Here is a 26,588-nt window from a genome sequence, read left to right as displayed (position 1 = left end):
CGAACAACATTCGTCGAGGCGATGCCTCATCCCCGGGATTCACTGCCGCGCGCGGTAAGTTGATCTTCGACTGATCCGGTCGGGCCAGGAGGCGGTAGCGTTCGCGTCACCACGCAGGGCCGCAGGATCAGGCATACGCCCGATCCGATCCGACCCGGGAGCCGCCGCGTCATGGGACTTCTGCCGAACCCGCTCGGTACCCGCTCCCGCCCCGCCACCCCCTATCGCCCCGCACTGTTCGGCGTGCTGATCACCGGTGTACTCGCGGTTCCCGCACCCGTGCAGGCTGCACCGCATCCGTGGGCGCCGCCGCCGGTGAACAGTTGCGGTGAGGTCGGTTTCGATCCGCTGGCGCGCGAACCGGATCCGTCGCAACCGCCCGCACCGCCGCTACCACCGCAGATCGATATTCCGATCCCGGTTCCGCAGCTCACGCCGGTGCCGGTGCCCGATCCGCCGCATGACAACACCAGGATCGTGCCGGAGCCGTTGCCCACGGACCCGTGCCGGAATCCGTGCCCGGACATTCGCGATACCGACAAACCCGAGGAACCCGCCTCCGTCCCGCAACCACCGCCCGCACCCGGGTCCGGCTCGGGTAGCGGTTCCGGATCGGGGTCGGGTAGCGCAAGCGCCTCCGGTTCGGCCGAACCGATCAAACTGCCGAAGATCCAGATCAAACCCGAAATCGAGCCCATCCCGATTCCGGTACCCGGTGAACCGGGCGACCCACCGCAGCCCGCACCGCCGCATGTGGTGCATCCCGAAGAGCCTGGCCCGCTGTCCGCGGCGGTCGCACCGGCCCGGGTGGAGTCGGTGCGGCTGGTCGAGCAGGTGACCGGCCCCGGCTCGGCGAACCGTACCGATATGCGTTGGCAAGTCGACGGCACCGACCTCGGACTCATGTGGGAGACCAGGCCCGGTGAGGTCGCGGTGGTGTTCGGCGACACCTTCGGAAAAGGCTGGAGCCCAGGCGGAGCCGGCGGCGAGGACGAGGACTGGCGCAGCAACGTCCTCGGCTACAGCACCGACCGAGATCTGTCCGACGGACTGAAGCTCGACACGATGGTGCAGGACAGCCGCTGCCATGCCGCCGAACTCCTCGGCAGCCGCAAGCTGAAGAACTGGGAGACCACCACCATCCCGACCTCCGGATTCGCCCTCGGTGACCGACAGTATCTGAGCTATATGTCGGTGAACCGCTGGAGCCGCATTCCCGGCCTGTGGTGGACCAACTACGGCGGCATCGCCTACTCCGACGATAACGGCAGCACCTGGGTCAAGGACCAGCACGCCAAGTGGGACAACCTGTTCGGCCTCGGCCGGTTCCAAGTGGCGGCGATGGTGCCGCAGGGTGATTACGTCTACATGTTCGGCACACCCAACGGTCGCATCGGTGTCATCGGTCTGGCCAGAGTGCCCAAGGACGAGGTGCTCAACAAGTCCGCCTACCAGTACTGGGTCGGCGGCACCTGGGCGCCCGCCGCCGAAAACCTCGCCACCCCACTGGTGCCCGGAATCGCCTCGGAGCTCTCGGTCCGTTATGACCCGGAATCGGATCGGTGGCAGATGGTGTATCTCGATTCGGCGCGTGGCGCGATCGTCCTGCGCACCGCGGCCGCACCGCAGGGCGCGTGGACCGATGCGGTACCACTGGTTTCGACCGCCGAATACCCGAAGTCTTACGGCGGATTCATTCACCCGTGGTCGACCGCACAGGACCTGTACTTCACCATCTCGGCCTGGGACAGCTACAACGTCTACCTCGTGCACGCCCGCCTGGATCCGCCCTGACCTCCGCTCACACGCGCCGGAACCGCAGCGTCTGACCGGGTCGCGCTTGGGCCATCACGTCGACGTCGGCGTCGGCGAGGACCGCGATCACGGGATAACCACCGGTGATCGGATGATCGGCGAGGAACACCACCGGCTGCCCGGACGGCGGTACCTGAACGGCGCCGAGGGCCATACCCTCGGTCGGAAGCTCCTGTCCGAGGCGGCGTTCCAACACGGGGCCGGCCTCACGCCGCAGCCGGACCCCGATCCGGTCGACGTCGGCACTGACCGTCCATCTGCCCGCGAACAACACGTCGGCATCGGTGAACCAGTCGTCGCGTGGACCCGGTATCGCTCGAACATCCAATACGGCAGGTAGATCCGGCACCGGTGCGAGATCGACGGTCGGAAACGACCGTGGTGCAGGACCTATCGGCAATTCGATTCCGGGACGTAGTGGCGCCGGACCGATTCCGGACATGGTGTCGCGACTGCGCGATCCCAGCACGGGAGTGACATCCACGCCGCCACGCACGCCGACGTAGCTGCGTAGCCCGGTAGCGGCGATGCCGAGCGACAACTCCTGATCGGGCTCGAGTTCGAGCACACTCGCGTGCCCGACCGGGCGACCATCGACCCTGGCCGGGGCGGGCGCGCCGGTGACGGAGAGCGTGGTGTGCCGGCGCGTCCGTATCGTCAATCCACCGAGCAGCACCTCGATTCCGGCGTGGCCCTCGGGATTACCGACGAGCCGGTTGGCCAGCCGGAGCGCACCACGATCGGCCGCGCCCGATACACCGACCCCCGAATCGAACCAGCCGGGACGGCCGAGGTCCTGGATGGTTGCCAACGGGCCCACCCGCTCGACCAGCAGTCGAGCATCTTCGCTGTTCACCGCAGCACCGGCGCTGTTCATCGTCGCCACCCCGCTCCACCGTCGCTCGGTGCACGGCCCGCACTCATCACCCCTCCTGAACGTTGACGAAGCGGACCGCTGTACCGGCGCGGATCACGGCGGGCGGCTCCCGATCGACGTCCCACATGTCGACTTCGGTGTGTCCGATGAGCTGCCAGCCTCCCGGCGACTTGCGGGGGTACACGGCCGAATAACCTCCTGCCAGCGCAACGCTTCCGGCCGGTATGGTGGTGCGCGCCTCCGCCCGACGTGGGACGGCGAGGCGTTCGTCGGGGGAGCACAGGTATCCGAAGCCCGGCGCGAAACCTACGAAGGCGCAACGCCATACGGTTCCGGTATGCGCGGCGATCACCTCGTCGACGGTCAACTCGAGGGTGCGGGCGACGTCAGCCAGATCGGTGCCGTCGTAGTGCACGGGAATCAGGACCGGATCGCTCTCGGGGAATGTTCCACGGGAAACGTCGCCGGAATCGGTGTGCTCCGCGACCTCGGCGACCACGGTGTGCAGGGCCTTGCGGACCCGCTCGGCATCTCGGCTCGACCGCAGTGTCACCAGCACGGTTTCCGCGGCGGGCAAGACGTCCTGAACACCGTCGACCGGCCGATGGCGCAGTGTCGCAGCCAGTTCGGTGACCGCTGCCACCGGATGCGGGATGATCAGAAAGGCCCGATCACCGGCCGCGCGGATCACTCCGGTATCGGTCCCCGACTGCGCCCCGTGCGGCGCCGGACCTGTCGATGTCGTCATCAGCGCCTCCCTCCAGGCCAACGATGGTACGGCCCTGACGCGACCCACGTCGGCGATCGAGGGTGTCCGATCCCGTCGTCACACACCGCCGTTCGCGGGCCACCCGCCGAATCGGCACAACAACGCAGGGCAGCGCAGAAGGACAACACCACCTCAACTGAACGGCGCGACCACCACCCCGACCTCGTCGAGGGTTTCCCGGATCAGCCGCGCCATCCCCACCGCCTCGGGCGTATCACCGTGGACGCAGATGCTGGCCGCGCGCACGGTGACCTCGCCCGGCGCACCGACGGTGCGGGCGGTACCGGACATGGCGATCGAGACCGCTTGGGCGACCGCCTCGTTCATATGCAGTAATGCGCCGGGCGCACCGCGATCGGCGAGCTCACCGGACGGGGTGTAGCCGCGATCGGCGAAACCCTCCCCGATGAACCGCACCCCGATATGGCCGGCCGCATGTTCGAGATGGGTGCCTGCGGGGCCGAGCAGCGCGAGTTCAGGATCGTATTCTGCCACTGCGGCCAACACGGCGTCGGCGACTTTCCTGTCCCGTGCCGCCGCGTGATAGAGCGCCCCGTGCGGCTTCACATAGCGCACCCTGTCGCCCTCGGCGCGAGCGAAACCGTCCAGGCCACCGATCTGATACAGCACCTCGTCGCGCAGCTCGCCCGGCGCCACCTCGATCACCCGGCGGCCGAACCCCGCGAGATCGCGGTAACCGACGTGCGCACCGATGCGCACCCCCTTCTCGACGGCCGACGCGCAGGTCCGGCGCATGATCGACGGATCACCGGCATGGAAACCACAGGCGATGTTGGCGCTGGTGACGATATCGAGCATCGCCTCGTCGTCGCCCATCGTCCACGGCCCGAATCCCTCGCCGAGATCGCTGTTCAGATCCAGCGCCATGCGCGTCCTTCCCGTCCGGTACCCATTCTCCTCGGGGTGTGATTCCCGAGACAAGGATCGCAGTTCAACGCCGGTCGCGAGGTATCGGCAGCCGTCGATGCCGGATTCGTCCGTGGTCGCGCGACGGGTAGGCCAGTACTCTCGGAGCAATCATGGCCACGTATTTCGACCCGAAGTCCTGGTCACCGCTGTGGGCAGTGGACTTCGGCAAGCGGCTGTTCGAGCAATCCTGGCTGGAGCAGTGGATTTCCTACACCACCGCGTGGGTGGATCCGGTCGCAGATCTGGGTGCGGGCACCGTCACCGCGCTCATGCCGGACGTGCTGATGACGATGCTCAGCGAGGGCATTCTCAGCCGATTCGGCGGCCAAGAGGTCAGCGCCACCCTGCTCGGACATGATCTGACCGCGACTCTCGACGTCTTGAAGGTCCGCCGCCGCGGCGCACATTTCCAAACCAAAACCGTGCTGACCGAGCTGAGCTGGGATCGACACCCGATCCGCGAGATGACCGTCATCGCACACGGTGTCCGGCTCATCCCCGGCGTGCCGACCAGGGTGCGGACCGCGCAGCTCGATATCGAGGGCACCGTCACCACAGCCGCGCTGATCGACTGGATCAACGATCAGCAGCTGGACTGGAAACTGTCGGTCGCGCCGGACGGCCTGATCAAAGCCGTGCACCGGCAACGCCGGATCACCGCTATCGCCGATGCCACGGTGCAGAACAATATGCTCGCGCTCGATGTCCGCCGGGCCGGCTGGTTCGGCATCCCGATTCCGCGCCGGATGCGCACCCTGCGCCCGATCCGGCTACCCGAGCTGCCCAATAACGCACGCGTCGTGCACGCCACCCGCGATGGCGAGCTGGTGCGATTCCGCGTCGAGCTACCGGAGGTCAGCGGTTCGTTCGATCTGGCGCAGATGCGCTCGGCGATCGTCGCGGGGACGACGCTGATCGTGTTCTGACCGGGCTCAGCTCTGGGTTTTCCACCACTCGACGAGCGCGGCTTCAGCATCGTCCCTGGTCAGCGGGCCGCGGTCGAGCCGAAGCTCCTTCAGGAACCGCCAGGCCTTGCCGACATCGGGGCCGGGCTTCAGGTCGAGCAGCTCCATGATGGCGTTGCCGTCGAGGTCCGGGCGGACCCGAGCGAGATCCTCCTGCTCCTGCAGCAGCGCGATCCGGGTCTCCAGATCGTCGTAGGTGGCGCGCAGGGCCGCGGCGCGCCGTTTGTTGCGGGTCGTGCAGTCCGCGCGCACCAGTTTGTGCAGTCGGGGGAGCAGATCACCGGCATCGGTGACGTAGCGGCGCACCGCCGAATCGGTCCACTGGCCCTTGCCGTAGCCGTGGAACCGCAGATGCAGGAAGACCAGCCGGGCCACGTCCTCGGTGAACTGCTTCGGATACTTCAGCGCACGCATGCGCTTGCGCACCATTTTGGCGCCGACCACTTCATGGTGATGGAAGCTGACGCCGCCGCCCGCTTCGTTGCGCTTGGTATCCGGCTTACCGATGTCGTGCAGCAGCGCCGCCCAGCGCAGCACCAGGTCGGGATCGCCTTCCTCCTGGTCGATGGCCTGGTCGAGGACGGTCAGCGAATGCCAGTACACGTCCTTGTGCTGGTGATGTTCGTCGATCTCCAGCTTCATCGCAGGCACCTCGGGCAGGACCAGCTGGGCAAGGCCCGTCTCGCACATGATGTTGATGCCATCGATGGGATGCGCGCCCCCGATGAGCTTGTCCAACTCGGTGCGAACTCGTTCGGCGGTGATCCGCTCGATCTCGCCCGCCATCTCGGAAATGGCGGTACGCACCCGCGGATGCAATTCGAAACCGAGCTGGGAGACGAATCGGGCGGCACGCAGCATGCGCAGCGGATCGTCGCCGAAGGATTCCTGCGGCGTCGACGGGGTGTCGAGCAGGCCCTCGAGCAAGGCGTCCATCCCGCCGAGCGGGTCGACGAACTCCAACGAACCGTCCGCGGCGATCTTCACCGCCATCGCGTTGACGGTGAAATCGCGGCGCACGAGATCGCCTTCCAGCGTGTCACCGAAGGTGACATCGGGATTGCGAGAGACCCGGTCGTAGCTGTCGCTACGGAAGGTGGTGATCTCCAACTGCTGGTCGGCCTTGGCCGCGCTGACCGTGCCGAAAGCCAGGCCCCCGGTGTCCCACAGGTGATCGGCCCAGCCGCGCAGGATGTCCTGTACCTGCTCGGGCCTGGCATCGGTGGTGAAATCGAGGTCGGTGCCGAGTCTGCCGAGGACCGCGTCCCGGACGCTGCCACCGACCAGATACAGGTGGAATCCGCGCGCGGCGAACAACTCGCCGAGCGGAGTCAGCACATCGTCGAGCCTGCCGAGGGTCACCGCCGCCGCGGCGAGCAGTCGGGTACGGCGCTGTTCGGGCGCGAGCCGCGCATGATCGGACTGCGCAGGCAGCTGGGCAGGGTCGGGGCCGGTCGAAACCACGAACGTGAACCTTACCCAGCGAGGCGGCGGGACGGACCTCCGCATTCGCTCCGGCCGTGCGCGGTCTGTGGAGGGCCGCACCGGCTGCGTCCATTAGGATTGCTTGGTGTCCCCGGCCGATCGCGCGAACAGTCGACGCCGCCAGCCCCGGCGCCGTGGTTCGGCCGGAAATGCGGCGCGACCACGCATGCGTACGGTCAAGGAGACCTCCGCGGGCGGGCTCGTCGTCGATGGCCTCGACGGGCCACGCGAACAGCGCAGCGCGGCACTGATCGGCCGCACCGATCGGCGCGGACGGCTGCTGTGGTCGCTACCCAAGGGTCATATCGAGGAGGGCGAGACCTCCGAGCAGACCGCGATCCGGGAAGTCGCCGAGGAAACCGGCATCCAGGGTGTGGTGGTCGCCGAACTCGGCAGCATCGATTACTGGTTCGTCACCGACGGTCGGCGGGTACACAAAACGGTGCACCATTTCCTTTTGCGTTCGGTCGGTGGTGAACTGTCCGACGCGGACATCGAAGTCACCCAGGTGGCGTGGGTCCCGTTGAGTGAACTGGATTCCCGGCTCGCCTACGCCGACGAACGGCGCCTGGCGGAGGTGGCGAACCGGCTGATCGACCGGATGGAGACCGGCAAGCAATGACGCGTGGACTGCGAATCATCGTGGCGGTCCTGACGATCCTCGGCGCGGTGGCGACGCTACCGGTGCTGGGCGAACCGCCTGCGGACGCGCAGCCGAGCGAGTCCGGTGAAGCCTCGTCGCCAAAATTCCTCAAGCTCTCGCTCGACTCGGTGACCCCGACCGCGGTGACCACGACCAGCGATCCGGTCCTGACCGTGTCCGGCACCGTCACCAATATCGGCGACCGCGTGGTGGACGACGTGAGCGTCCGGGTGCAGCGCGCGCGTGCGGTCAGCGAACCGAGTGGGCTGCGCACCGCGCTGCGGCTCGATCAGGCCAACTACGACATGGCTGGCCCCTTCGAGGACGTCGCCGAACGGCTGAGCCCCGGTCAGCGCCGCCAGTTCACACTGAGCATCGCGTTGCGGGCCGACGACACCGGCGCCTCGCTCGGTATCACCGAGCCCGGGGTGTACCCGCTGCTGCTGAACGTCAACGGGGAACCGGCCTACGGCAATCAGGCCCGCCTCGACGACGCCCGATTCCTGCTCCCGGTGCTCGGCCTGCCACCCGCCTCGGCCGGGGACACCCATCCCGTGCCTGCCCCACCCGCGCCGCCGGTGGCGACCACGCTGGTGTGGCCGCTGGCGGATCGACCGCGGCTGGTGGCCGGGCAGCCGGGGACGGTGGATGAGATCCCCGAACTGACCGATGACGAATTGGCCTCATCGCTCGGCAAGGGCGGCAGGCTCGAACAGCTGCTCGATGCGTTGGAGACCGCGCTCGGCACCGACGCGGGCCGGGACAAGCGACTGGCGTCGGCAGTCTGTGTGGCAGTCGACCCGGATCTGCTGCTCACGGTGCAGGCGATGACCGAGGACTACCGGGTCCTGGCCAGCCCATCGGACCCCGACGGAGCGACAAGGGCGGGGACCGGTTCGGAACAGGCGCAGGCCTGGCTGGACCGGCTCCGCACGCTCTCCTCCTCCGTGTGCACGGTCGCGCTGCCCTTCGCGCAGGTGGACGTATCCGCGCTGGCCGCGGTGAACGATCCGCAGCTCACGGCGCGGGCCTTGAAAGCGCCGGCCGACGTCGTCGATTCCATCCTGTCCACCCGCTCGGTGCGCGGGGTGAGCCTGCCCGATTCCGGCACTATCGACGCGAGCGCAGGCGTGCTGCTGCGGACCGCTGGTTTCAACACTGCGGTGCTGGCCGACAACGCCGTCGCACCGGCCGACAACCCCGAGATCTCCTCGGCCCGCACCGGCGTCACCGGACGTTCCACCGCGACCCGCACCGCTCGCACCGAGCCTGAGCCCGGCACTCCCGATGTGGTCCGGTTGCCCGGCGTCACCGCACCCGCGCCGCCCGCTCCCGTTCCGCCTGCCGGAACACCACCCTCTGCCGCGCCTGCCCCGACGCCACGCACAACGGAACCGGCCGACGATCCGGCCCTCCGGGCCGCGACCTTCGATATCTGGTCCGCGACGGCGCTGGCGGCGATGGGCTCCAACCCGCCGACGCCCTCGTTCACCCCCGATCAGGTCCGCTACGAAGTCACCAAGGACTCGAGGACCGCCCGGTTGCAGGACGCGCTCGGCGCCGTGTCGTGGAGCGCGCTCAATCCGCGTCCGGACCGGCCGCGTTCGGCGCTGCTGGTGCCTCCGCAGCAATGGGGTGCCAACCGGGACGAGGCCGTCGCGGTATTGCGGCAGCTCGATCTGTTGCTGGAGAACAACCTGGCGACCCCACGTACCTTCACCCAGCTGCTTGCCCAGCCCGCCGACACCGCGCCCTATCAGGTCGACTATCTCGCGCAGGCGACCCAGGACGCGGCACCGGACCGATTCGTCGCGCCGGTGCGCGATCAGGGACATCGGATCACCGAGTTGATGCGGGCGCTGGTCGAAGTGCCGCAGTCGGAGCCGACGCCACAGGAGTTCCTCACCCCGCTGCGTGACGATCTGGTGCGCACGCTGAGCCTGTCCGATCGCCGCGGTGAGACCGCGTTGGCCGATACCTTCGCCCAACGTCGGCTGGAACAGACCACGGTCGCGCTCGACAACATGTTCCGCTCGGTCACCGTGCTGCCGCCCGGCGGGGTGTACACATTGGCCTCCGAGCAGAGCCCGTTGCTGCTGGTCGCCCGCAACGATCTACCGGTCGCGGTGCGGATCAGGTTCCGCATCGACGCACCGGCCGAGACGAAGATCACCGATATCGGCGAACAGCAGCTGCCACCCCGCGGCACCCGCTCCTTCCAGATCCCCACCGAGGTCAGCGACTCCCGTAACCTGGTCATTCCGATTTCGCTTACCACGCCGGAGGGGGTGCCGCTCGGCAACGCCACGTCGGTATCGGTGCGTTCGAACGCGTACGGTCAAACGCTGGCGATAATTACCGCATGTGCCGGGATACTGCTGTTCCTGTTGGCCGGACGCCGCCTGTGGCGCCGGTTCCACGGAGAGCCGGATCCCGCCGACAAGGGCGTCGACCCTGGCATCCGGCGACGGGTGAACAGGTACCGACGGGCGCGTAAGCGCGTACTTCGGCAGCAAGGACAGCAACAGGAGGTGTAGATGAGCGAGTTACCCGTGGCGTGCTTCGGCACGACGCAGCTCATCACAACCGCCTGGTTCCGCTGCCCGGCGATGCACAGGAGGCATGATGGGCGACGATGATCAATTCGCTCATCAGCGACCTGACGACCGCCCCGGCGGACCGCCGGCCCGCCGGGCGCCCGCGGCGCCGTGGGAGCGCGGGCCGCATTCGGAGCCAGGGATGACCGGCGATTCCCGCGGTGGTCCGCAGGGAGCACCGCGCATCAGCCGTCCGGCCGAACCTCCCGGCCCCGGCCGCCGCGTGCCACCGCCACCACAACAACGGCCCGCACATCCCGGGCAGCAGAGCTATCCGGCCGAACTGCGTCCGCAGCGGCCGGGTCCGCCGCCGCAGCCCGGTCGTCCCGTACAGCCGGGGCAACCCCACCGCATGCCGCCACCGCAGCGGATTCCACCGCAGGGCATGCCGCCGCAGGGTGGGGGCCATCCTCGGAGCGGCGAGATGCCGCAGCAGCGTCGCGCACCCGCGGCACCGCCACACCAGGGCCGGCCGCCGCAGCCCGGCCGTCCGCCGCGTCCCGAACCGCCGCAAGGCCAGGGCCGCCCGCAGCCTCCCCAGCGCCCCGCCGGGCCGCAGCACGCACAGCCATCCCAGGGACAGAATCGTCCGGCGTATCGGGGCGAACAACCGCCCAACCGCCCGCCGACGCAGCCGCAGCCACAAGTGCGCCGTCCCGCCCAGCGCCCCGCACCGCCCGAGCGCGTGCCGTCCCGCGCCGGATCCGGCAGCAGGCCGAGCACCAAGGGCATGCCGGTCGTCGTGGCCGAGAAGGCCGAAACGAAGGAGAGCGCCAACGCTCGCCTGCTGCGTGACTCCGGCTCCATCGCCTTCGCCACCCTGATCAGCCGCATCACGGGTTTCGGCAAGCAGCTGCTGCTGCTCACCATTCTCGGCCCTGCGATCGCCAGTGCGTTCCTCTCGGCGAGCCTGATCCCGAACATGGTCGCGGAACTGGTGCTCGGTGCCGTGCTCACCGCGATCGTTGTGCCGACTCTGGTGCGCGCCGAACAGGAGGATCCCGACGGTGGTGCCGCATTCGTGCGGCGACTTGTCACCGCGGCATTCGTGGTGCTCGCGACGGCGGCCCTGCTGGCGACGGCATCCGCCCCGATCCTTGCCACTCATCTGTTCGTCGCCGCCGACGGCGAGGTCAATACCGAACTGACCACCGCGCTGACGTACCTGCTGGTGCCTGCCATCCTTTTTTACGGGATGTCCGCCCTGTTCACGGCCATTTTGAACACCAGGCAGAACTTCAAGCCCGGTGCTTGGGCGCCGGTGTTCAACAACATCGTCGTGCTGGTCACGTTGGGCTTGTACGCGCTGACCCCTGGTGAGATCTCGCTGGACCCGGTGAAGATGGGCGATCCCAAGCTGCTCATCCTCGGCGTCGGCGTAACCCTCGGCGTCGTCACCCAGGCGCTGGTGCTGATCCCCGCCATCCGGCGCGAGGAGATCGACCTGCGCCCGCTGTGGGGTGTCGACGAGCGGCTCAAGCAGTTCGGCACCATGGGCGCAGCGATCATCCTCTACGTGCTGATCAGCCAGGTCGGCACGATCTTCGCCAACCACATCTCCTCGCAGGCCGACGCGGCGGGCCCGGCGATCTACAACAACGCATGGGCGCTGCTACAGCTGCCCTACGGCGTGCTCGGGGTCACCCTGCTCACCGCGATCATGCCGCGGCTGAGCCGCAACGCCGCCAACGACGACACCCCCGCGGTGGTCGACGACCTATCCGCCGCGACCAGGCTGACGATGATCGCGCTGATCCCGATCGTCATCTTCCTGACCCTGGCAGGCCCGCAGGTCGGCGACGCGCTGTTCGGCTACGCCCGGTTCGCCGAGGACGCCGAACGCCTCGGCCAGGCGGTCAGCTGGTCGGCCTTTACGCTGATCCCGTACTCGCTGGTGCTGATCCACCTGCGTGTCTTCTACGCCAGGGAACAAGCCTGGACGCCGACCTGGATCATTCTCGGCATCGTCACGGTCAAGATCATCGGCTCTGCGTTGGCGCCGGTCCTCGCGAGCAACGGCGACCAGGTGGTCATGATCCTCGGCGCGGCCACCGGCATCGGCTTCACCGCGGGTGCCTTCATCGGTGGCTACCTGCTGCATCGCAGTCTCGGCGATCTGCGGATGGCCAATGTCGGGCACACCATCACCCGCGTCGTGCTGGCCTCTGCCGCCGGTGGAGCGGTGATGCTGATCGTGGACAAGGTGCTCGGCCTGTACCGGCTGTCGGATGCACTGCACGGGCCCGGCTCATTCATCCGGGTCGCCATCACCTCACTGGTGATGTTCGGTGTCGCCTTCGGTCTCATGCGCTTGGCCGGCATCCCGGAGATCGTGGCCATCACCGTGGCGATCTCACGCAAGCTCGGCATCACTCCGCCCGCACCCGATCTGGGTCTGGACGAACCGGTCGAGGATGAATACGCCACCACCATTCTGCGGAGGCCGGATCCCTACCTGGCGTACTCCCATTACGACCCCATGGATGCACAGACCATGGTGCTGCCCGTTATCCGCTCGAATGCTGTTGACATCACCGGGGTCGGCGAGTTCCCGTACCCTGTTCGGCAGAGAAGCACAAGTGGCGAATTCGCCGGGGTTGCGACACATCAGGGCGAAGGAGGACCGAGGGTGAGCGACGACGCGGTGGGCGGCGTCCCAGCCGCCGAATCAGCTGCGAATACGGCGGGCGGGCTCTCCACCGACGTTCCGCTCGCCGCAGGGGAGCAGCCCGATTCCGCATCCGCGCAGCAGCCGGGCGACATCGACCCGCAGGCCGCGGAATCGGCGTACGACGCCGATCAGCCAGACGACCGGACCGAACGTCATGCGCCGCCACGCGATCCGATGTACGACACCGGAATGCTGCCGGTCATGCCGCCCGTCGGCGGCGGTGACGGCGGCAGTGCGCGCCGGAGTCCGCGCGGCCCGAAGCTGCTGCCCGGCGCCTCTGTCGCGGGCGGCCGCTATCGGTTGCTCGCCAGTCACGGCGGTGCCCGCGGTCTGAAGTTCTGGCAGGCGCTCGACATCAAGCTCGATCGCGAGGTCGCGCTGACCTTCGTCGACGCCGACCAGCAGGCCTCCGACAACTCCGGCCATGACGGCCCCCAGGCCATCCTGTCGCGAACGCTGCGCCTCGGCCGGATCAATTCGCCCGGCCTGGCCCGCGTCCTGGATGTGGTGCGAGGCAGCTCGGGCGGCATCGTGGTCGCCGAATGGACTCCCGGCCGCTCGCTGCGGGAGATGGCCGAAACCGTGCCGTCCCCGATCGGCGCCGCTCGCGCGATCCGGGCCCTGGCCTCGGCCGCCGAAATGGCCCACCGTGGCGGTGGCTCACTGTCGATCGACCATCCGGACCGGGTGCGGATCAGCGCCTCGGGCGATGCGGTCCTCGCATTCCCCGGCACCCTGGCCGATTCCGACGCCCAGTCCGACGTCCGTGGTCTCGGCGCCATGCTCTACGCACTGATCACCGCCCGCTGGCCGCTGCGCGCCGGCGGCGTCACCGGAAGTGCCGCCACCGTCGGCGGGCTGCGGTTGGCCGATTTCGGTGCCGATGGCACTCCGGTCGAACCGCGTCAGATCCGGCCGGAGGTGCCGTTCGAGATCTCAGCGGTCGCGGTCAGGTCGCTCGAGCCCAACAAGGGTGTGCGTACCGCTGCGACCGTGCAGCATGTGCTCGAGCAGGCCTCGGTGGTCGATCAGAAGACCGATTTCATTCCGGTGCTGCGTCTTGGTCAGCGCGCCACCGCTCCGGCCGACGAGTCGCTGGCCGATCCCGAACTGCTTGCGGCAGAACGGGAGAAGTCGCAGCGGATGATGTGGATCATGGTGGGGCTCGGCATCCTCACCGCATTGGTGGTCGGCATCATCATCTGGTGGATGGTGAGTGTCTTCGCACCCGGCGCCTCGGATGAGCCGCTCAATGAACAACGCAATATCGGCCTGACCACCGCCAATTCGGCGCCGGCCGAACCTGCCGCGCCACCGGGTGCTCCCGCGCCCAAGGCGGGCGTGCCGGTCCCGGTCACGGGCGTGTCGGTGTTCTCTCCCGAAGGCACCCCGGACAACGTCAGCGGCGTCAGCTCCGTCCTGGACAACAATGCGTCCACCGTGTGGCGCACCGATCAGTATTTCCAGCAGTTCCCGGCGCTGAAGAAGGGCGTCGGCCTGCTGGCCACGCTGCCGAGCCCGGCCAAGTTGACCAATGTCGCGATCAACTCGCCCAGCCCCGGCACCAGGGTGGAGATCCGCACCTCGCCGACCACCTCACCGACGCTCGATCAGACTCAGCTCATCGGCACCGCGACCCTCGTCGACGGCGTCACCCAGATCCCCGTCGAGGCCGATCAGGCCGCCCGATATGTCCTGGTCTGGATCACCGGCCTCGGAAACTCCGACGGGCAGTTCCAGTCCTCTATCGCCGATATCCGGTTCGACGCCGCGCGCTGACCCAGCCGAGCAGACCGCCTCTCACCAGGCATAACGCCGCAAATATCACGGCAAGGTCGCGCTGTCCGGCTGATCATGGTTCGGTTGCTACCGAATCGTTACCCACGTTATGATTCTGCTCGCGCTCTCAGCAGGGGAGCCTCTCGGGATCAGGCGTTTCGATCCCTGCATGCTGCTATTTCTTCGGTGTTCGGCCATGCCGGCCGGTCACTCTGGTGAGCGCGTCCAAGGGGTTGGCATTGTCGTCCGAAGTGAACGAGGGCTTCCGCAGGGGGAGGCCACAGCCCGGCGCCGCGCGCGCGGGCGCGTTCGTTCTGGGCGAGGCCACCGATGCCGAACTGCTGCGAGCCCATGCGAGCGGGGCTCCGCACGCCTTCGCCGAACTGCTACGCAGGCATAATGACCACCTCTGGCAGACGGCAGTGCGCACGTCCTATACCCGTGAGGACGCCGCCGACTCGCTGCAGGACGCCCTGCTGTCGGCGCACCGCACCGCTGGCTCGTTTCGTGCCGAATCCGAGGTGCGCAGCTGGTTGCACGCGATCGTGGTCAATGCCTGCCTGGACCGCATCCGGCGCAACAAGACCAGGCGCGCGTTCTCGCTGACCCCGGAGAACATGCCGGAGCCCGCCGACGAACGTGACGACTTCGCCCGGCTGGAGATGTCGATGGTGGTCGACCGCGCCCTGTTCTCACTGCCACCGGACCAGCGCACCGCCATCGTCGCGGTGGATTTGGAGGGGTATAGCGTGTCGGACGCAGCCGCAATGCTCGGTGTGCCGGAGGGGACCATCAAAAGCCGGTGCGCCCGCGCCAGGCAGCGGCTCGGAGAACGTTTGGAATTTCTGCGGGATCCAGGGAACCGGATGTGACCCTGTTGCGTCAGTAATAGTGACGAACCACGAGACGATGTAACCGCCGTCTGGCATCCGCCGGGCTGCGTGCAAGGTCAAATGTAAGAACACTTTGGAGGTGCGATGGCGACCCGATCCGTTCCGCAGCCTCCGTTTTCGGCGGAGCTGCTCGCCGACCTGCACGCCGACAACCTCTCGCGCGAACAGAGCGAACAGTTGTGGCCCGCGGTCCACGGCGATCCGGAGGCCCAGCAGTACCTACGGTCGCTCGACGAGGTCAGCGCGCAGGTGCGCGCCCTCGGCCGCGACGACCGAATCATCCATCCGATGCCCGACGATGTGTCCGCGCGACTGCGGCAATGGGCCGAGGAACTCGGACACGCCGAACCGGACGCGGAACCGATCCTACGGACAACCGACCTGCCGCGGCTACCCGAGGCACCGCAGTCCGACGTCGAATCACCCGCCACGCCAACGGGTTCGGTGGCTCCGGTGGTATCGCTCGATGAGCGGCGCCGTCGCCGGATGCGCAGGCTCACCGCGGCAGCTGCGGCCGTGGCGGTCATCGCATGCGCTGCCATCGTGGTCACCACCGTGCGTGACGACAGCTCGGTCAGCCCCACCGCCGCCCCGACCACGGTCGATACGTCACCCGGAGACGACCTGAACGCCACCGTCGCCCTCGGCGCTCTCGGCCGCCACGATGTCGCGGGCCCACTCGCCGATTCGACCCGGCTGGCAGGCTGCGTCGCGGCCGCCGGATACGACCGGACAGTCCTCGGCTCCTCCGATATCACCTTCCGCGGAGCCGATGCGGTCCTGATCTTGGTCGCGGGCACCGCACCGGGAAAGATCACCGCCCTCGTGGTCGAGCCGGGCTGCAGTGTGGGCGACCCGAGAGTGTTGGCCGTCACCGACATCGGATAGCGCGCTCACCCGGGGAACAAGTGCGTTTACGCTGTTGTTGACCGACACGTCCAGTTGATGTCTTTCGGAAGGGCCCCATGAGCACGCCAGTTCGCGACCTGATCATCGTCGGCTCCGGCCCCGCCGGCTACACCGCCGCGGTATACGCGGCCCGCGCGGAACTGCAGCCGCTGCTGTTCGAGGGAACCCAGTTCGGTGGCGCCCTGATGACCACCACCGAGGTGGAGAACTTTCCCGGTTTCCGCGACGGCATCATGGGCCCGGACCTGATGGAGCAGATGCGCGACCAGGCCAAGCGCTTCGGTGCCGACATCCGCACCGAAGACGTCGACGCCATCGACCTGAGTGGACCGATCAAGAAGGTCACCGTCGGTGACGAAACCTTCGAGGCCTACGCCGTGATTCTCGCCATGGGCTCGGCCGCCCGCTACCTCGACGTCCCCGGTGAGCAGGAACTGCTCGGCCGCGGCGTCAGCGCGTGCGCCACCTGCGACGGCTTCTTCTTCAAGGGCCAGGACATCGTCGTGGTCGGCGGTGGCGACTCGGCCATGGAGGAAGCGACCTTCCTCACCAAGTTCGCCTCGAGCGTCACCGTCGTGCATCGCCGCGACGAATTCCGTGCTTCGCGCATCATGCTGGAGCGAGCCAAGGCCAACGAGAAGATCCGCTTCGTCACCAACGCCGAGGTCGCCAAGGTCAACGGCGACACCAGCGTGACCAGTCTCACCCTGCGCGACACCCGCACCGGCGAAACCTCCGAACTCGCCGCCACCGGCATGTTCGTCGCGATCGGCCACGATCCGCGCAGCGAACTGGTGCGCGGCCAGGTCGAGCTCGACGACGAGGGCTATGTGCAGGTGGTCGAACCGTCCACCGCCACCGCGGTGCCCGGCGTCTTCGCGGCGGGCGACCTCGTCGATCACACGTACCGTCAGGCGATCACTGCCGCTGGCACCGGCTGCCGCGCCGCCATCGACGCCGAGCGCTGGCTCGCCGACCAGGGCGATATCACCGCCAACACCCTCGACCACGCCGGCCGCCCGGTCGCGGTCCCCGCCAACTGATCTGCCTGACCTGCTGCTTCACAAGGAGAACACCCATGTCCGAGACCACCATCACCGTCACCGACGCCACCTTCGCCGATGACGTCCTGCTCAGCGAGAAGCCGGTTCTGGTCGACTTCTGGGCGGACTGGTGCGGACCGTGCAAGATGGTCGCACCCGTGCTGGAGGAAATCGCGGGCACCCATGCCGATAAGCTGACCGTCGCCAAGCTGGATGTGGACGCCAACCCGGTCACCGCCAAGGATTATCAGATCCTGTCGCTGCCCACTATGATGCTGTTCACCGGTGGCAAGCCGGTCAAGCAGATCGTCGGAGCCAAGGGCAAAGCCGCCCTGCTGCGCGAACTCGACGGCGTCATCTGACTCCCTCGACGACGGCGAACTCCGCCGTAAGGCATCGCACATCGGCGACGCGCCGTAGTATGCCCAGACCCGGAATTGCCGAAATCCGGCCCGGGTCTGAGACAATCGACCGACGCTCCGGTGGTGCGAGGGTGTAACCCTTCGCATTGGTGGGTACCCGGGCTGACGGAAGGGAAAGGGCTCTCACGCATGCACCGACTTCGTCACGGCGATACCGGTCCAGCCGTCGCAGAGGTTCGGAGCACCCTGGCAAGTCTGGGTTTCCTGCACGCGCACAACGTCGATGGCGATGACGCGCGTGAATATTGGAAAGACACCGACGCCACCTTCGATCACCAGCTCGACTCCGCGGTGCGTGCTTTCCAGCAGCACCGTGGGCTGCTCGTGGACGGTGTCGTCGGTCCTGCGACGTATCGGGCCCTCAAAGAGGCCTCCTACCGGCTCGGCGCGCGCACGCTGATCTATCAGCTGTCCGCGCCGCTCTACGGTGACGACGTGGCGACGCTGCAGCGGCGGCTCCAAGACCTCGGCTTCTACGTGCACCGTGTCGACGGCTACTTCGGTCCGCACACCCACGACGGCCTCACTGCGTTCCAGCGCGAGATCGGGCTGTCCGCCGACGGCATCTGCGGCCCGGACACGCTTCGCTCGCTCGAACTGCTCGGTGCCAGGGTGACCGGCGGAAATCCGCATCGCATCGCCGAGGAAGAGGTGGTGCACCGTGCGGGCCCGCAGCTGACCGGCAAGCGGATCGTGATCGACCCGGGTCTGGGCGGGCCGGACAAAGGCCACGCCGTGCCCACCGAGTTCGGTGATGTGTACGAATCGGAAATTCTGTGGGATCTGGCCAGTCGGCTCGAGGGCCGGATGGCCGCGACCGGAATGGAGACCTTCCTGTCGCGGCCGTGGGGCGCCAACCCCACCGACGCCGAACGGGCCGAAACCTCCAACGCGTTCGACGCCGACCTGATGATCTCGCTGCGCTGCGCCAACAATCCCAGCTCGTCGGCCAACGGTGTCGCGGGCTTCTACTTCGGCAATTCGCACGGCTCGGTCTCGATGATCGGGCAGGTGCTGGCCGGTTTCATCCAGCGTGAGGTGGTCGCACGAACCTCGTTGCAGGACTGCCGGACCCATCAGCGCACCTGGGATCTGCTGCGGCTCACCAAAATGCCCACGGTGCAGGTCGATATCGGTTATCTCACAAACGAATACGACGCGTCCGTGCTCACCAACCCACGCATGCGCGACGTCATCGCGGAAGCGATCCTGGTGTCGGTGAAGCGGCTGTACCTGCTGGGTCAGGACGATCAACCGACCGGCACCTACACCTTCGCCGAGCTGCTCGCCGAGGAGCTGGCCGCGGCCGATCGCGGATAGTCACACCACGCACGAATCTGCCCCGCCGCACATGGTGCAGGCGGGGCAGTGTCGTTGGTAGGCCTCGATGGCTCGGTGCCGTCAGAGGCTGAGTACGCGCGTCGGCACCGTCATCGAGGCGGCCGCGAGCAGTTGATCCAGCGCTCGCTCCACGTCTTCCTTCCACCCGTGATCGGAATCGAGTTCCAACCGCAGCCGGGGGAACCGGTAGTGCGGTGCGACGATCTCGAAGCCGGCCTCCTCCAGGAAGTCGGCGTCGATCATGCACGTCTCCGGCGAACAGCGCGCAGTTGCCCGGCCGGAGCTACGCAATCGGTCACGCACCGGCGTCGCGATACGTTCCATCAAGGTCATGGAACCCATGGAGCGATCCGAGAGGGCCGTGCTCGGCGGGTCCGCTCGAAGACCGAAGACCTCGAGCGCCCGGACGCCGCGGCGCATCAGATCGGTCACCGCGGCCTGAATCAGCCGGTAGGCGATATCGGGGTCCTGATGCGGCGATTCGGCCCGCAGCGTGGTCAGCAGGATGGCGTCCGGGCTGACGGGGGAGGTGGGGAACAGCGTTGCTCGCGGCACGGCGCTCGGCGGCGCGTAGAGGACACATCCGGCGGCATTTCCGTCGACGGTCGCGACCTGCCCGCAGGAACCCCATTCGAGCATGACCGTGGAGAGCCAGGCCTCCTTCTCGAAGACCGGATCGCTGAACTCTTGCGAGTCGGCGACCACGGCCGGATCCATCTCCCAGAACACACAGCGCCGCGCATGTGCGGGCAGTTGGTCCAGCCCGTCCAGGGTCAATGCCGTGACGCTGGTCGACACCGCTCTGCTCAGCCTCCAGCTGTCTGATTCATCCACGCTCACGCCGCATCACTGTCTTCTCGCCAGCAAGAATATGCGATCAAAGCGAACCCGCCTCATTCCACGTCACTGTGCTGTTCGGTCAGGGGCTCTGTGCGATGTTCGGCTGCCGTCACAGTGACGATTCGACGCCAGGGTTGTCCTCACGGGTGCACAGGCTCGATTTCGTTAGGTTCCGATGTTGTTCTGCTGCATCAGACCGACAATGCGCTCGAGATCGTCGACCGAGCCGAACTCGACGACAATTTTTCCCTTGCGCTTGCCCAGACTCACTGTCACGCGAGTGTCGAACGATTCCGAGAGTCGCTCGGCCACATCCTGTAATCCCGGCGCGTGCAGCGGCTTGCGGCGGGGAGCGGGGGGAGTTGCGTTCTCGGGTTCCCGGTTCGCGAGCGTGACGGCTTCCTCGGTCGCTCGCACCGACATCCCCTCGGCGACAATGCGGGCAGCGAGCACCTCTTGGGCATCGGGGCCGGCTTCCAGGCCGAGGACCGCACGGGCGTGCCCCGCGGACAATACGCCGGCGGCAACTCGCCGCTGCACCGGCACCGGCAGCTTCAACAGCCGGATCATATTCGTCACCGCCGAACGTGAGCGGCCGATCCGGTCCGCCAGTTCCTCATGGGTGACGTCGAACTCCTCGAGCAGCTGCTGGTAAGCGGCTGCCTCCTCGAGCGGGTTGAGCTGCACGCGGTGGATGTTCTCCAGTAGTGCATCACGCAGCATCGAGCCGTCGTCGGTCTCCCGGACGATGGCCGGAATCGTGGTCAGGCCGGCTTCCTGGCAGGCCCTCCAACGGCGCTCACCCATGACGAGCTGGTAGCGGTCCGGGTTGGAGTCGAGGCGGCGCACCACAATCGGCTGCATGAGCCCGAATTCACGGATCGAATGCACGAGCTCGGCGAGCGCGTCTTCTTGGAAGACCTGACGCGGCTGCTTCGGGTTCGGCTCGATGGCGTCCGGCGGGATCTCGCGGTAGACGGCATCGCCGGGGGAGTCGAGTTCGGTGGTGTCCGGTGAGTCGGGAACCCGATGCAGGAATGTAGTGGCCGGCTGGAGCGGTCCGGGATCGACCCCGATGACCACACTCGCCGCGGCATCGCCGAGGCCGGTCGATGCCGGTCCGGTCGGGATCAGCGCTGCGAGACCGCGTCCCAGCCCACCCTTCTTAGCCTGACTCATCGGGCCTACCCCTTTCTCGTTCCACCACCGCCACAGGTCGGTACGACCTGCGTCACTCCGCACCTTCGGTGACGGCTGCGCGCTTCGCCGCAGCGCGGGCCGACATTTCCCGACCGGCATCAAGGTAGCTCATCGCTCCTCGGGAGCCCGGGTCGTAGTCCAGCACCGTCATGCCGTAGCCGGGCGCCTCGGAGACCTTCACGCTGCGCGGAATGACCGATCGCAGCACGACGTCACCGAAGTGGCCACGCACCTCCTCGGCGACCTGATCGGCCAGCTTGGTCCGGCCGTCGTACATCGTGAGAATCACGGTGGAAACATGGAGTTCGGGGTTCAGGTGCGACTGGACGAGACCGATATTGCGGATCAGCTGCCCGACGCCCTCGAGTGCGTAGTACTCGCACTGGATCGGGATCAGCACCTCCTTTGCCGCGACCATCGCATTGACCGTCAGCAGACCCAGCGATGGCGGGCAGTCGATCATCACGTAGTCGATGTCGTAGCCGGCGATATTGGCTTCTTGAATGGCGGCCTTCAGCCTGCCTTCGCGAGCAACCATGGACACCAACTCGATCTCGGCGCCCGCCAGGTCGATCGTGGCCGGAATGCAGAGCAGCCGTTCACTATGCGGGCTCTGCTGGATCGCATCTTTGACCGAGATCTCGCCGATGAGCAGTTCATAACTCGACGGCACACCGGAGTGGTGTTCGACCCCCAGTGCAGTGCTGGCATTGCCCTGCGGGTCGAGATCGATCACGAGCACCTTCATCCCCTGATGCGCCAGGGCCGCCGCCAGATTGACCGCGGTGGTCGTCTTGCCGACACCGCCCTTCTGGTTAGCGATCGTGATGATCCGTTGCTCATGCGGTTTCGGCACTGTCACCTTTCCTGGATGCAGTATCTGACTCGCGCGGTGCGCCTCCGCCGCAATCGGGGTCTCACTGGGGGAGATGTTCCCGAACGGTGTGCTTCCGAATGCTTCCGGACCGGCATTGCTGGAATCCAGCATTCCCGGAACTCGCGATGTTTCCCGTGAAACATTCGCTGAACCGCTCGACATAGACAGCTCCTAACGCGAGAACTCCAGATCACGTGCTGACCGACCGCGTCGGCGCCGTGTCTTCAAACAAGCCGTGTCGGATCGAACTTGATGCTCAACCGGGACCGCGGCGCCCGATCGACCGAGCGGAGCTCCTGCCGCTGTGACATCCACATCCCTCCGTGGCACCAACGCTCACGCCCGACGCCCATTAGCTTGCCAGCCCCGAGCGCGATTAGAAAGCTGAATCGCGGTGACTCGCGCACGACACGCGGATCCGTGACCATTCGCATGCGCCGGACCATGTTTCCCGTGAAACATCGGCCACGAAAGGCAGCTACTTCGCCTTCCTTGCGGCCCGTACCGCTCGGCGCACGGACTTCTCAGCGCGCGGCTTGGGCGCACGCTCGGACCGCGGGAGGCGCTCCGCGCTGATGACGAGCGTCGGCGTCTCCACGATCCCGACGCCGCATTCGACCACCTCCGCCAAACCTGCGCCGGCACGAGCGAGCGCATCCGCATCGCGCACCAACTCCTCGGCCGCACTCACGCCCTTGAGCGCGAGCATCCGGCCGTGGTCGTGAACCAGGGGGAGTGACCACTGTGCGAGCTTCGCCAGCGGGGCCACGGCACGCGACGTGACAACGTCGGCACCACCGGCTTCATGAATCACACCCGACTGCTCAGCACGACCACGAACGACGGCGACCTCTAGCCCCGCCTCTTCGATGAACTCACTCAGAAAGATCGTGCGCCGCAACAACGGTTCCACCAACGTGATGCGAAGGTCCGGCCGGGCGATGGCCAGGGGGATACCGGGGAGACCCGCCCCGCTGCCGATGTCGACCACCGAAGCGCCCTCGGGAATCAGCTCACCGATCACAGCGCAGTTGAGGATGTGGCGATCCCAGAGCCGGGGGACTTCGCGCGGCCCGATCAACCCACGCTCCACTCCGGCCGTCGCCAGCGCGGCACAGTACCGGCGGGCGAGATCGAGACGGTCACCGAAAACCGTGGCGGCTACCGCCGGCGGCTCCAGCTCGGCCGGCAACTCGGTCGCTCCGCCGAGATCTCGTTCCACGTGAAACATCCTTCCGAGCACTCGTCGACTATCGGAAATGGGCACCGGCACCCGGATATGGACAAGGGCCCCGGTCCGAAGACCCGAGGCCCTATCCAACCATTGCGCACCCCGTCAGCGCACGGGGCGTGCCGGACTATCCATCAAGCCGGAACGACAACCACATGCCGGTTCGGCTCCACGCCCTCACTCTCGCTCGCGACGCCATCGACAGCCGCAACAGCGTCGTGGACGATCTTGCGCTCGAACGGCGTCATCGGCGCCAACGATTCAGGTGCGCCGGATTCCTGCACGCGCTTCGCTGCCGCAGTCCCGAGCGCGCTCAGCTCTTCGCGACGCTTGGCCCGCCAGCCGGCGACGTCCAGCATGAGCCGGCTGCGTACACCGGTCGCCTGCTGCACCGCGAGGCGGGTCAGCTCCTGCAGCGCATCGAGCACCTCGCCGTTGCGGCCTACGAGCTTCGACAGGTCCCGGCCGCCGTCGATGCTCACCACCGCACGGTCTCCCTCGACGTCCAGATCGATATCGCCATCAAAGTCGAGCACATCGAGCAGCTGCTCCAGGTAGTCGCCCGCGATCTCGCCCTCTTCGATCAACGCTTCCTCGGCGTCGCTCGCGACGTCACCCGCTTCGGTGTCGGCATCAACCATCGTCGTTGCCACAGTGGCGTCCCCTCCGTCGGTCTCAACAGTCATTTGATTTCCTTCATCTGCTCGTCGCGGCTGCCGGTTGTCCGGGTGCCGCGATCAAGGGTTGCTCGGTGATAGTGGTTTCCCACCGATCGAATGGAGTCAGCGGCGTCGCTTCTGATTGGCCCGGCCGCGATTGCCCGACTTCTTCTGGCCGCCCGGCCGTTTCTGGCCCGACTGCTTACCCGCTGCCTTTGCCGCGGGGGCCGCACCATTCGTGGTGGCGGCGTCGTCCTCGGCGGCTGCGGTGGATGGTTGGGTCGCCTGCTTCTTTCGAGTGTCGACTGGCTTGGCGCCCGGCTTCGGAGCGTTCTGCGCCCGCTGCTCCAGCTTGGCCTGCTTCTTGGCCTCTTCCTCCTTGGCCATCCGGCCGAAGACGAGATGCTGCTGCCCGTAGGTCCAGATGTTGTTGGAGACCCAGTACAACAGAATGGCGATCGGCAGGAAGGGACCACCGACGAGCACACCGAGCGGGAACACCCACAGCGCCAGCTTGTTCATCAGCGCGGCCTGCGGGTTGGCTGCGGCCTCCGGCGTCTGCCGCTGGACCGAGGCGCGGGCGTTGAAGTGCGTTGCGACCGAGGCGATGACCATCAGCGGGATGGCGACAGCGGCGATGGAGATGCGGCTGGGAATCCCGCCCCAGTCCTCGAATGCCAGCAGCTCGTTAGCCGGGGTGGTGATGAACGCGGAGATCGGCGCGCCGAAAATACGGGCGCTCAGGAACGACTGGACATCGGCCGCGCTGAAGACGTAGTTCGGGGTGTTCGCGTTGGTGACCGGGTCCATGCCGAGCTGCCCCAGGCCGTGACCGGTCCGGTTGAACGAGCGCAGCACATGGAACAGACCGAGGAATACCGGCACCTGGGCCAGAATCGGCAGGCAGCCCATGAGCGGGTTGAAGCCGTTCTCCTTCTGGAGCTTCTGCATCTCCAGCGCCATCTTCTGGCGGTCGTTCTTGTACTTCTTCTGCAGCTCTTTGATCTGAGGCTGCAGTTCCTGCATCTGCTTGGTAGTGCGCACCTGCTTCACGAACGGCTTGTAGAGCAACAGCCGCAGCGAGAAGACCAGGAACACCACGGCCAGTGCCCAGGTGAGTCCATTGTCCGCGCCGAACGCGAACCCGAAGACCCGGTGCCAGAACCAAAGGATCCAGGACACCGGGTAATAAATGAAGTCGAGCACGGCTCTATGCACTCCCGTCGTTCGTATCGCCGATCACCGCGGACGGTGATCCTGTACAAGCCTTGGCCTCCGGCTCCGAGTCGGCCGGCGGGGTCGTATCCCGTGACGATTCGGCGGTTGCCTCGTTCCCGTGCTCGTCGCGGCGCTTCCGCTCCGGAACGGGGTCCCACCCACCAGGGTGCCAGGGTGCACATTTGGCCAGACGCACGACCGTCAATCCGAGGCCGATGAACAGCCCTCGGGTGCGCAACGCGGTGACCGCGTACTCGCTACAGGTCGGTGTGAACCGGCAGACCGGCATGCGGGTGGGGGACACATAGGTCCGGTAGAGCTCGATCAGGAAGATCAGAATGTTGGCGGGCCATCGGACCAGAGCCGCGGGCGGTCTCATACCGGTTCACCCGAGCGCGCGGCGGGCCGGGCGGTAGCGCCGAGACCAAGCTTGCGAGCTGCGCCGCGCAGCTGGCGCAGCAGCTCCGCAGAATCGGCGGTCGCAGCGCCGGGTAGAGCCCGGATGACGATATCGGCCTCGACGGGAATCTCGGCGCGGACCTCGGCGCAGATATGACGCAGGCGGCGGGCCACCCGGTGACGAATCACCGCGTTGCCCACCGCCTTGCTGACAATCAATCCGAAGCGCGGACCGCCGACGCGAACCAGCGCATCCTCGGTCGATTCGGCAGCCGGATCCACGGTGTGCACGAATGCGTGCACCACCAGGTCACGCCTCCCGGTTCGTTGGCCGCGACGCACCGTCCTGGAGAAGTCGGCACGACGATGCAGCCGATACGACTCAGGCAGCACCCGAGAGTCCGGGGGCGTGTGAGCGATCAGGGAAGAGGAGCGCAGCGTTCGGCGAACCGGGCATCCGACACCGAATCCGGGAGAAGGATCAGGCCGTCAGAGCGCCGCGGCCCTTACGGCGGCGCGCGGAAACGATGGCGCGGCCCGCACGGGTCCGCATCCGGAGACGGAAGCCGTGAACCCGCGCCCGACGACGGTTGTTCGGCTGGAACGTCCGCTTGCCCTTGGCCACGGTCAACACTCCTCGAGTTGGTGGGCGCCAGATGCGCCCGAAGCTTGTGGTGATTCGCCCATCCTCGGCGCGCGGCGATCCTGGCGAACAGTCAGCACAGGGCAGCCACCGCACCAAGGGGTGACTGTACGAGGGTACTCAGCGGCCACGAACGGGTCAAACTCGCCCATATCAGCGGTATGTGGCCGTGACCTCGTCCACACCCCTGATCGGTCAGCGCGTCCGGCCGATGACCGCGTAGCCGGACGATAGCCGGTTTCGCTGCAGGTCGGGGCACTGCGGCTGGTCAGCGACGCCATGATCCCCAATCCACAGGAGTTCTCCACATCTGTGGATAATTGTGTGGAAAGACCCCGTGAGTGGCATATTCGTTAAGCCGACGGTGCTGCGCCGCCACCGG

23 protein-coding genes are annotated in these 26,588 nt (G+C 67.1%); 10 read left to right on the top strand and 13 right to left on the bottom strand.

Annotated features, from left to right (window positions below):
- The first annotated feature begins 171 nt into the window (after positions 1–171).
- Positions 172–1,794, top strand: coding sequence for a DUF4185 domain-containing protein (locus tag GV792_RS05130; protein WP_163822463.1), 1,623 nt, complete (start codon positions 172–174; stop codon positions 1,792–1,794).
- Positions 1,795–1,801: 7 nt separating this feature from the next.
- Here the strand turns inward: GV792_RS05130 and GV792_RS05125 are convergent, their stop codons facing one another.
- The 3 genes from GV792_RS05125 to GV792_RS05115 form a co-directional block, all read right to left on the bottom strand.
- Entirely contained in the window at positions 1,802–2,692 is an 891-nt protein-coding gene (locus GV792_RS05125) for a 5-oxoprolinase subunit C family protein (RefSeq protein ID WP_163822462.1), read from the bottom strand.
- A gap of 46 nt (positions 2,693–2,738) precedes the next feature.
- Entirely contained in the window at positions 2,739–3,440 is a 702-nt protein-coding gene (locus GV792_RS05120; RefSeq protein WP_163822461.1) for a 5-oxoprolinase subunit B family protein, read from the bottom strand.
- A 153-nt stretch (positions 3,441–3,593) separates the two neighbouring features.
- Complete coding sequence (locus tag GV792_RS05115) at positions 3,594–4,349, bottom strand: LamB/YcsF family protein (protein ID WP_163822460.1); 756 nt, start codon at positions 4,347–4,349, stop codon at positions 3,594–3,596.
- 152 nt (positions 4,350–4,501) lie between these two features.
- Between GV792_RS05115 and GV792_RS05110 the strand changes: the two genes are divergently transcribed.
- A complete protein-coding gene (locus GV792_RS05110) occupies positions 4,502–5,317 on the top strand; it encodes a hypothetical protein (RefSeq protein ID WP_163822459.1) in 816 nt (271 codons plus the stop codon).
- A gap of 6 nt (positions 5,318–5,323) precedes the next feature.
- On the opposite strand, the gene GV792_RS05105 is transcribed toward GV792_RS05110, so the two are convergent.
- Positions 5,324–6,790 (bottom strand): CCA tRNA nucleotidyltransferase, encoded by a 1,467-nt coding sequence (locus GV792_RS05105; RefSeq protein ID WP_163822695.1) that lies wholly within the window; start codon positions 6,788–6,790, stop codon positions 5,324–5,326.
- 136 nt (positions 6,791–6,926) lie between these two features.
- Here GV792_RS05105 and GV792_RS05100 point away from each other — a divergent pair, with 136 nt between their 5' ends.
- The 8 genes from GV792_RS05100 (at position 6,927) to GV792_RS05065 (ending at position 19,118) form a co-directional block, all read left to right on the top strand.
- A complete protein-coding gene (locus GV792_RS05100) occupies positions 6,927–7,463 on the top strand; it encodes an NUDIX hydrolase (protein WP_081597542.1) in 537 nt (178 codons plus the stop codon).
- A complete protein-coding gene (locus tag GV792_RS05095) occupies positions 7,460–10,021 on the top strand; it encodes a DUF6049 family protein (RefSeq protein WP_163822458.1) in 2,562 nt (853 codons plus the stop codon). Before GV792_RS05100 ends, GV792_RS05095 begins: the two co-directional genes overlap by 4 nt.
- A 790-nt stretch (positions 10,022–10,811) precedes the next feature.
- Entirely contained in the window at positions 10,812–14,531 is a 3,720-nt protein-coding gene (locus tag GV792_RS05090) for a murein biosynthesis integral membrane protein MurJ (RefSeq protein ID WP_175583998.1), read from the top strand.
- Between the two features lie 314 nt (positions 14,532–14,845).
- Complete coding sequence (gene sigM / locus GV792_RS05085; protein WP_256668420.1) at positions 14,846–15,403, top strand: RNA polymerase sigma factor SigM; 558 nt, start codon at positions 14,846–14,848, stop codon at positions 15,401–15,403.
- A gap of 105 nt (positions 15,404–15,508) precedes the next feature.
- Complete coding sequence (locus GV792_RS05080) at positions 15,509–16,312, top strand: hypothetical protein (RefSeq protein ID WP_163822457.1); 804 nt, start codon at positions 15,509–15,511, stop codon at positions 16,310–16,312.
- 77 nt (positions 16,313–16,389) lie between these two features.
- Entirely contained in the window at positions 16,390–17,376 is a 987-nt protein-coding gene (gene trxB / locus GV792_RS05075) for a thioredoxin-disulfide reductase (RefSeq protein ID WP_163822456.1), read from the top strand.
- 35 nt (positions 17,377–17,411) lie between these two features.
- Complete coding sequence (gene trxA, locus GV792_RS05070) at positions 17,412–17,738, top strand: thioredoxin (RefSeq protein ID WP_163822455.1); 327 nt, start codon at positions 17,412–17,414, stop codon at positions 17,736–17,738.
- A 189-nt stretch (positions 17,739–17,927) separates the two neighbouring features.
- Positions 17,928–19,118 (top strand): N-acetylmuramoyl-L-alanine amidase, encoded by a 1,191-nt coding sequence (locus GV792_RS05065; protein WP_163822454.1) that lies wholly within the window; start codon positions 17,928–17,930, stop codon positions 19,116–19,118.
- Positions 19,119–19,199: 81 nt separating this feature from the next.
- Here GV792_RS05065 and GV792_RS05060 read toward each other — a convergent pair whose 3' ends face one another.
- The 9 genes from GV792_RS05060 to rpmH all read right to left on the bottom strand — a co-directional run bounded on the left by GV792_RS05060 (position 19,200) and on the right by rpmH (position 26,188).
- Entirely contained in the window at positions 19,200–19,937 is a 738-nt protein-coding gene (locus GV792_RS05060; protein ID WP_163822453.1) for a GNAT family N-acetyltransferase, read from the bottom strand.
- A 207-nt stretch (positions 19,938–20,144) separates the two neighbouring features.
- A complete protein-coding gene (locus GV792_RS05055) occupies positions 20,145–21,158 on the bottom strand; it encodes a ParB/RepB/Spo0J family partition protein (RefSeq protein WP_163822452.1) in 1,014 nt (337 codons plus the stop codon).
- A gap of 52 nt (positions 21,159–21,210) precedes the next feature.
- Positions 21,211–22,167 (bottom strand): ParA family protein, encoded by a 957-nt coding sequence (locus GV792_RS05050; RefSeq protein ID WP_256668416.1) that lies wholly within the window; start codon positions 22,165–22,167, stop codon positions 21,211–21,213.
- 367 nt (positions 22,168–22,534) lie between these two features.
- A complete protein-coding gene (gene rsmG / locus GV792_RS05045) occupies positions 22,535–23,287 on the bottom strand; it encodes a 16S rRNA (guanine(527)-N(7))-methyltransferase RsmG (protein ID WP_175583995.1) in 753 nt (250 codons plus the stop codon).
- A 134-nt stretch (positions 23,288–23,421) separates the two neighbouring features.
- On the bottom strand, positions 23,422–23,928 hold the full coding sequence (locus tag GV792_RS05040; protein WP_256668418.1) for a Jag family protein: 507 nt from the start codon (positions 23,926–23,928) through the stop codon (positions 23,422–23,424).
- Positions 23,929–24,069: 141 nt separating this feature from the next.
- On the bottom strand, positions 24,070–25,152 hold the full coding sequence (gene yidC, locus GV792_RS05035) for a membrane protein insertase YidC (protein ID WP_163822448.1): 1,083 nt from the start codon (positions 25,150–25,152) through the stop codon (positions 24,070–24,072).
- A 4-nt stretch (positions 25,153–25,156) separates the two neighbouring features.
- Complete coding sequence (gene yidD / locus GV792_RS05030) at positions 25,157–25,543, bottom strand: membrane protein insertion efficiency factor YidD (protein WP_163822447.1); 387 nt, start codon at positions 25,541–25,543, stop codon at positions 25,157–25,159.
- Positions 25,540–25,956, bottom strand: coding sequence for a ribonuclease P protein component (rnpA, locus tag GV792_RS05025; protein ID WP_163822446.1), 417 nt, complete (start codon positions 25,954–25,956; stop codon positions 25,540–25,542). The genes yidD and rnpA overlap by 4 nt, the downstream gene beginning before the upstream one ends.
- Before the next feature lie 88 nt (positions 25,957–26,044).
- Positions 26,045–26,188, bottom strand: coding sequence for a 50S ribosomal protein L34 (gene rpmH / locus GV792_RS05020; protein ID WP_163822445.1), 144 nt, complete (start codon positions 26,186–26,188; stop codon positions 26,045–26,047).
- Between the last annotated feature and the right edge of the window lie 400 nt (positions 26,189–26,588).

The sequence above is a fragment of the Nocardia cyriacigeorgica genome (assembly GCF_010868145.1).
In the GTDB taxonomy this organism is placed as follows: Bacteria; Actinomycetota; Actinomycetes; order Mycobacteriales; family Mycobacteriaceae; genus Nocardia; species Nocardia cyriacigeorgica_D.
Note: the sequence above shows the minus strand (reverse complement) of the source record. Positions and strands in the feature narration are given on the sequence as shown.

Bases quoted from the DNA above. Each gene is read 5' to 3' on its own strand.
- GV792_RS05130 (WP_163822463.1), top strand. From the start codon at position 172: ATGGGACTTCTGCCGAACCCGCTCGGTACCCGCTCCCGCCCCGCCACC.
- GV792_RS05125 (WP_163822462.1), bottom strand. From the start codon at position 2,692: ATGAACAGCGCCGGTGCTGCGGTGAACAGCGAAGATGCTCGACTGCTG.
- GV792_RS05120 (WP_163822461.1), bottom strand. From the start codon at position 3,440: ATGACGACATCGACAGGTCCGGCGCCGCACGGGGCGCAGTCGGGGACC.
- GV792_RS05115 (WP_163822460.1), bottom strand. From the start codon at position 4,349: ATGGCGCTGGATCTGAACAGCGATCTCGGCGAGGGATTCGGGCCGTGG.
- GV792_RS05110 (WP_163822459.1), top strand. From the start codon at position 4,502: ATGGCCACGTATTTCGACCCGAAGTCCTGGTCACCGCTGTGGGCAGTG.
- GV792_RS05095 (WP_163822458.1), top strand. From the start codon at position 7,460: ATGACGCGTGGACTGCGAATCATCGTGGCGGTCCTGACGATCCTCGGC.
- GV792_RS05090 (WP_175583998.1), top strand. From the start codon at position 10,812: ATGCCGGTCGTCGTGGCCGAGAAGGCCGAAACGAAGGAGAGCGCCAAC.
- GV792_RS05080 (WP_163822457.1), top strand. From the start codon at position 15,509: ATGGCGACCCGATCCGTTCCGCAGCCTCCGTTTTCGGCGGAGCTGCTC.
- trxB (WP_163822456.1), top strand. From the start codon at position 16,390: ATGAGCACGCCAGTTCGCGACCTGATCATCGTCGGCTCCGGCCCCGCC.
- trxA (WP_163822455.1), top strand. From the start codon at position 17,412: ATGTCCGAGACCACCATCACCGTCACCGACGCCACCTTCGCCGATGAC.
- GV792_RS05065 (WP_163822454.1), top strand. From the start codon at position 17,928: ATGCACCGACTTCGTCACGGCGATACCGGTCCAGCCGTCGCAGAGGTT.
- GV792_RS05055 (WP_163822452.1), bottom strand. From the start codon at position 21,158: ATGAGTCAGGCTAAGAAGGGTGGGCTGGGACGCGGTCTCGCAGCGCTG.
- GV792_RS05050 (WP_256668416.1), bottom strand. From the start codon at position 22,167: ATGCTGGATTCCAGCAATGCCGGTCCGGAAGCATTCGGAAGCACACCG.
- rsmG (WP_175583995.1), bottom strand. From the start codon at position 23,287: ATGTTTCACGTGGAACGAGATCTCGGCGGAGCGACCGAGTTGCCGGCC.
- GV792_RS05040 (WP_256668418.1), bottom strand. From the start codon at position 23,928: ATGGTTGATGCCGACACCGAAGCGGGTGACGTCGCGAGCGACGCCGAG.
- yidD (WP_163822447.1), bottom strand. From the start codon at position 25,543: ATGAGACCGCCCGCGGCTCTGGTCCGATGGCCCGCCAACATTCTGATC.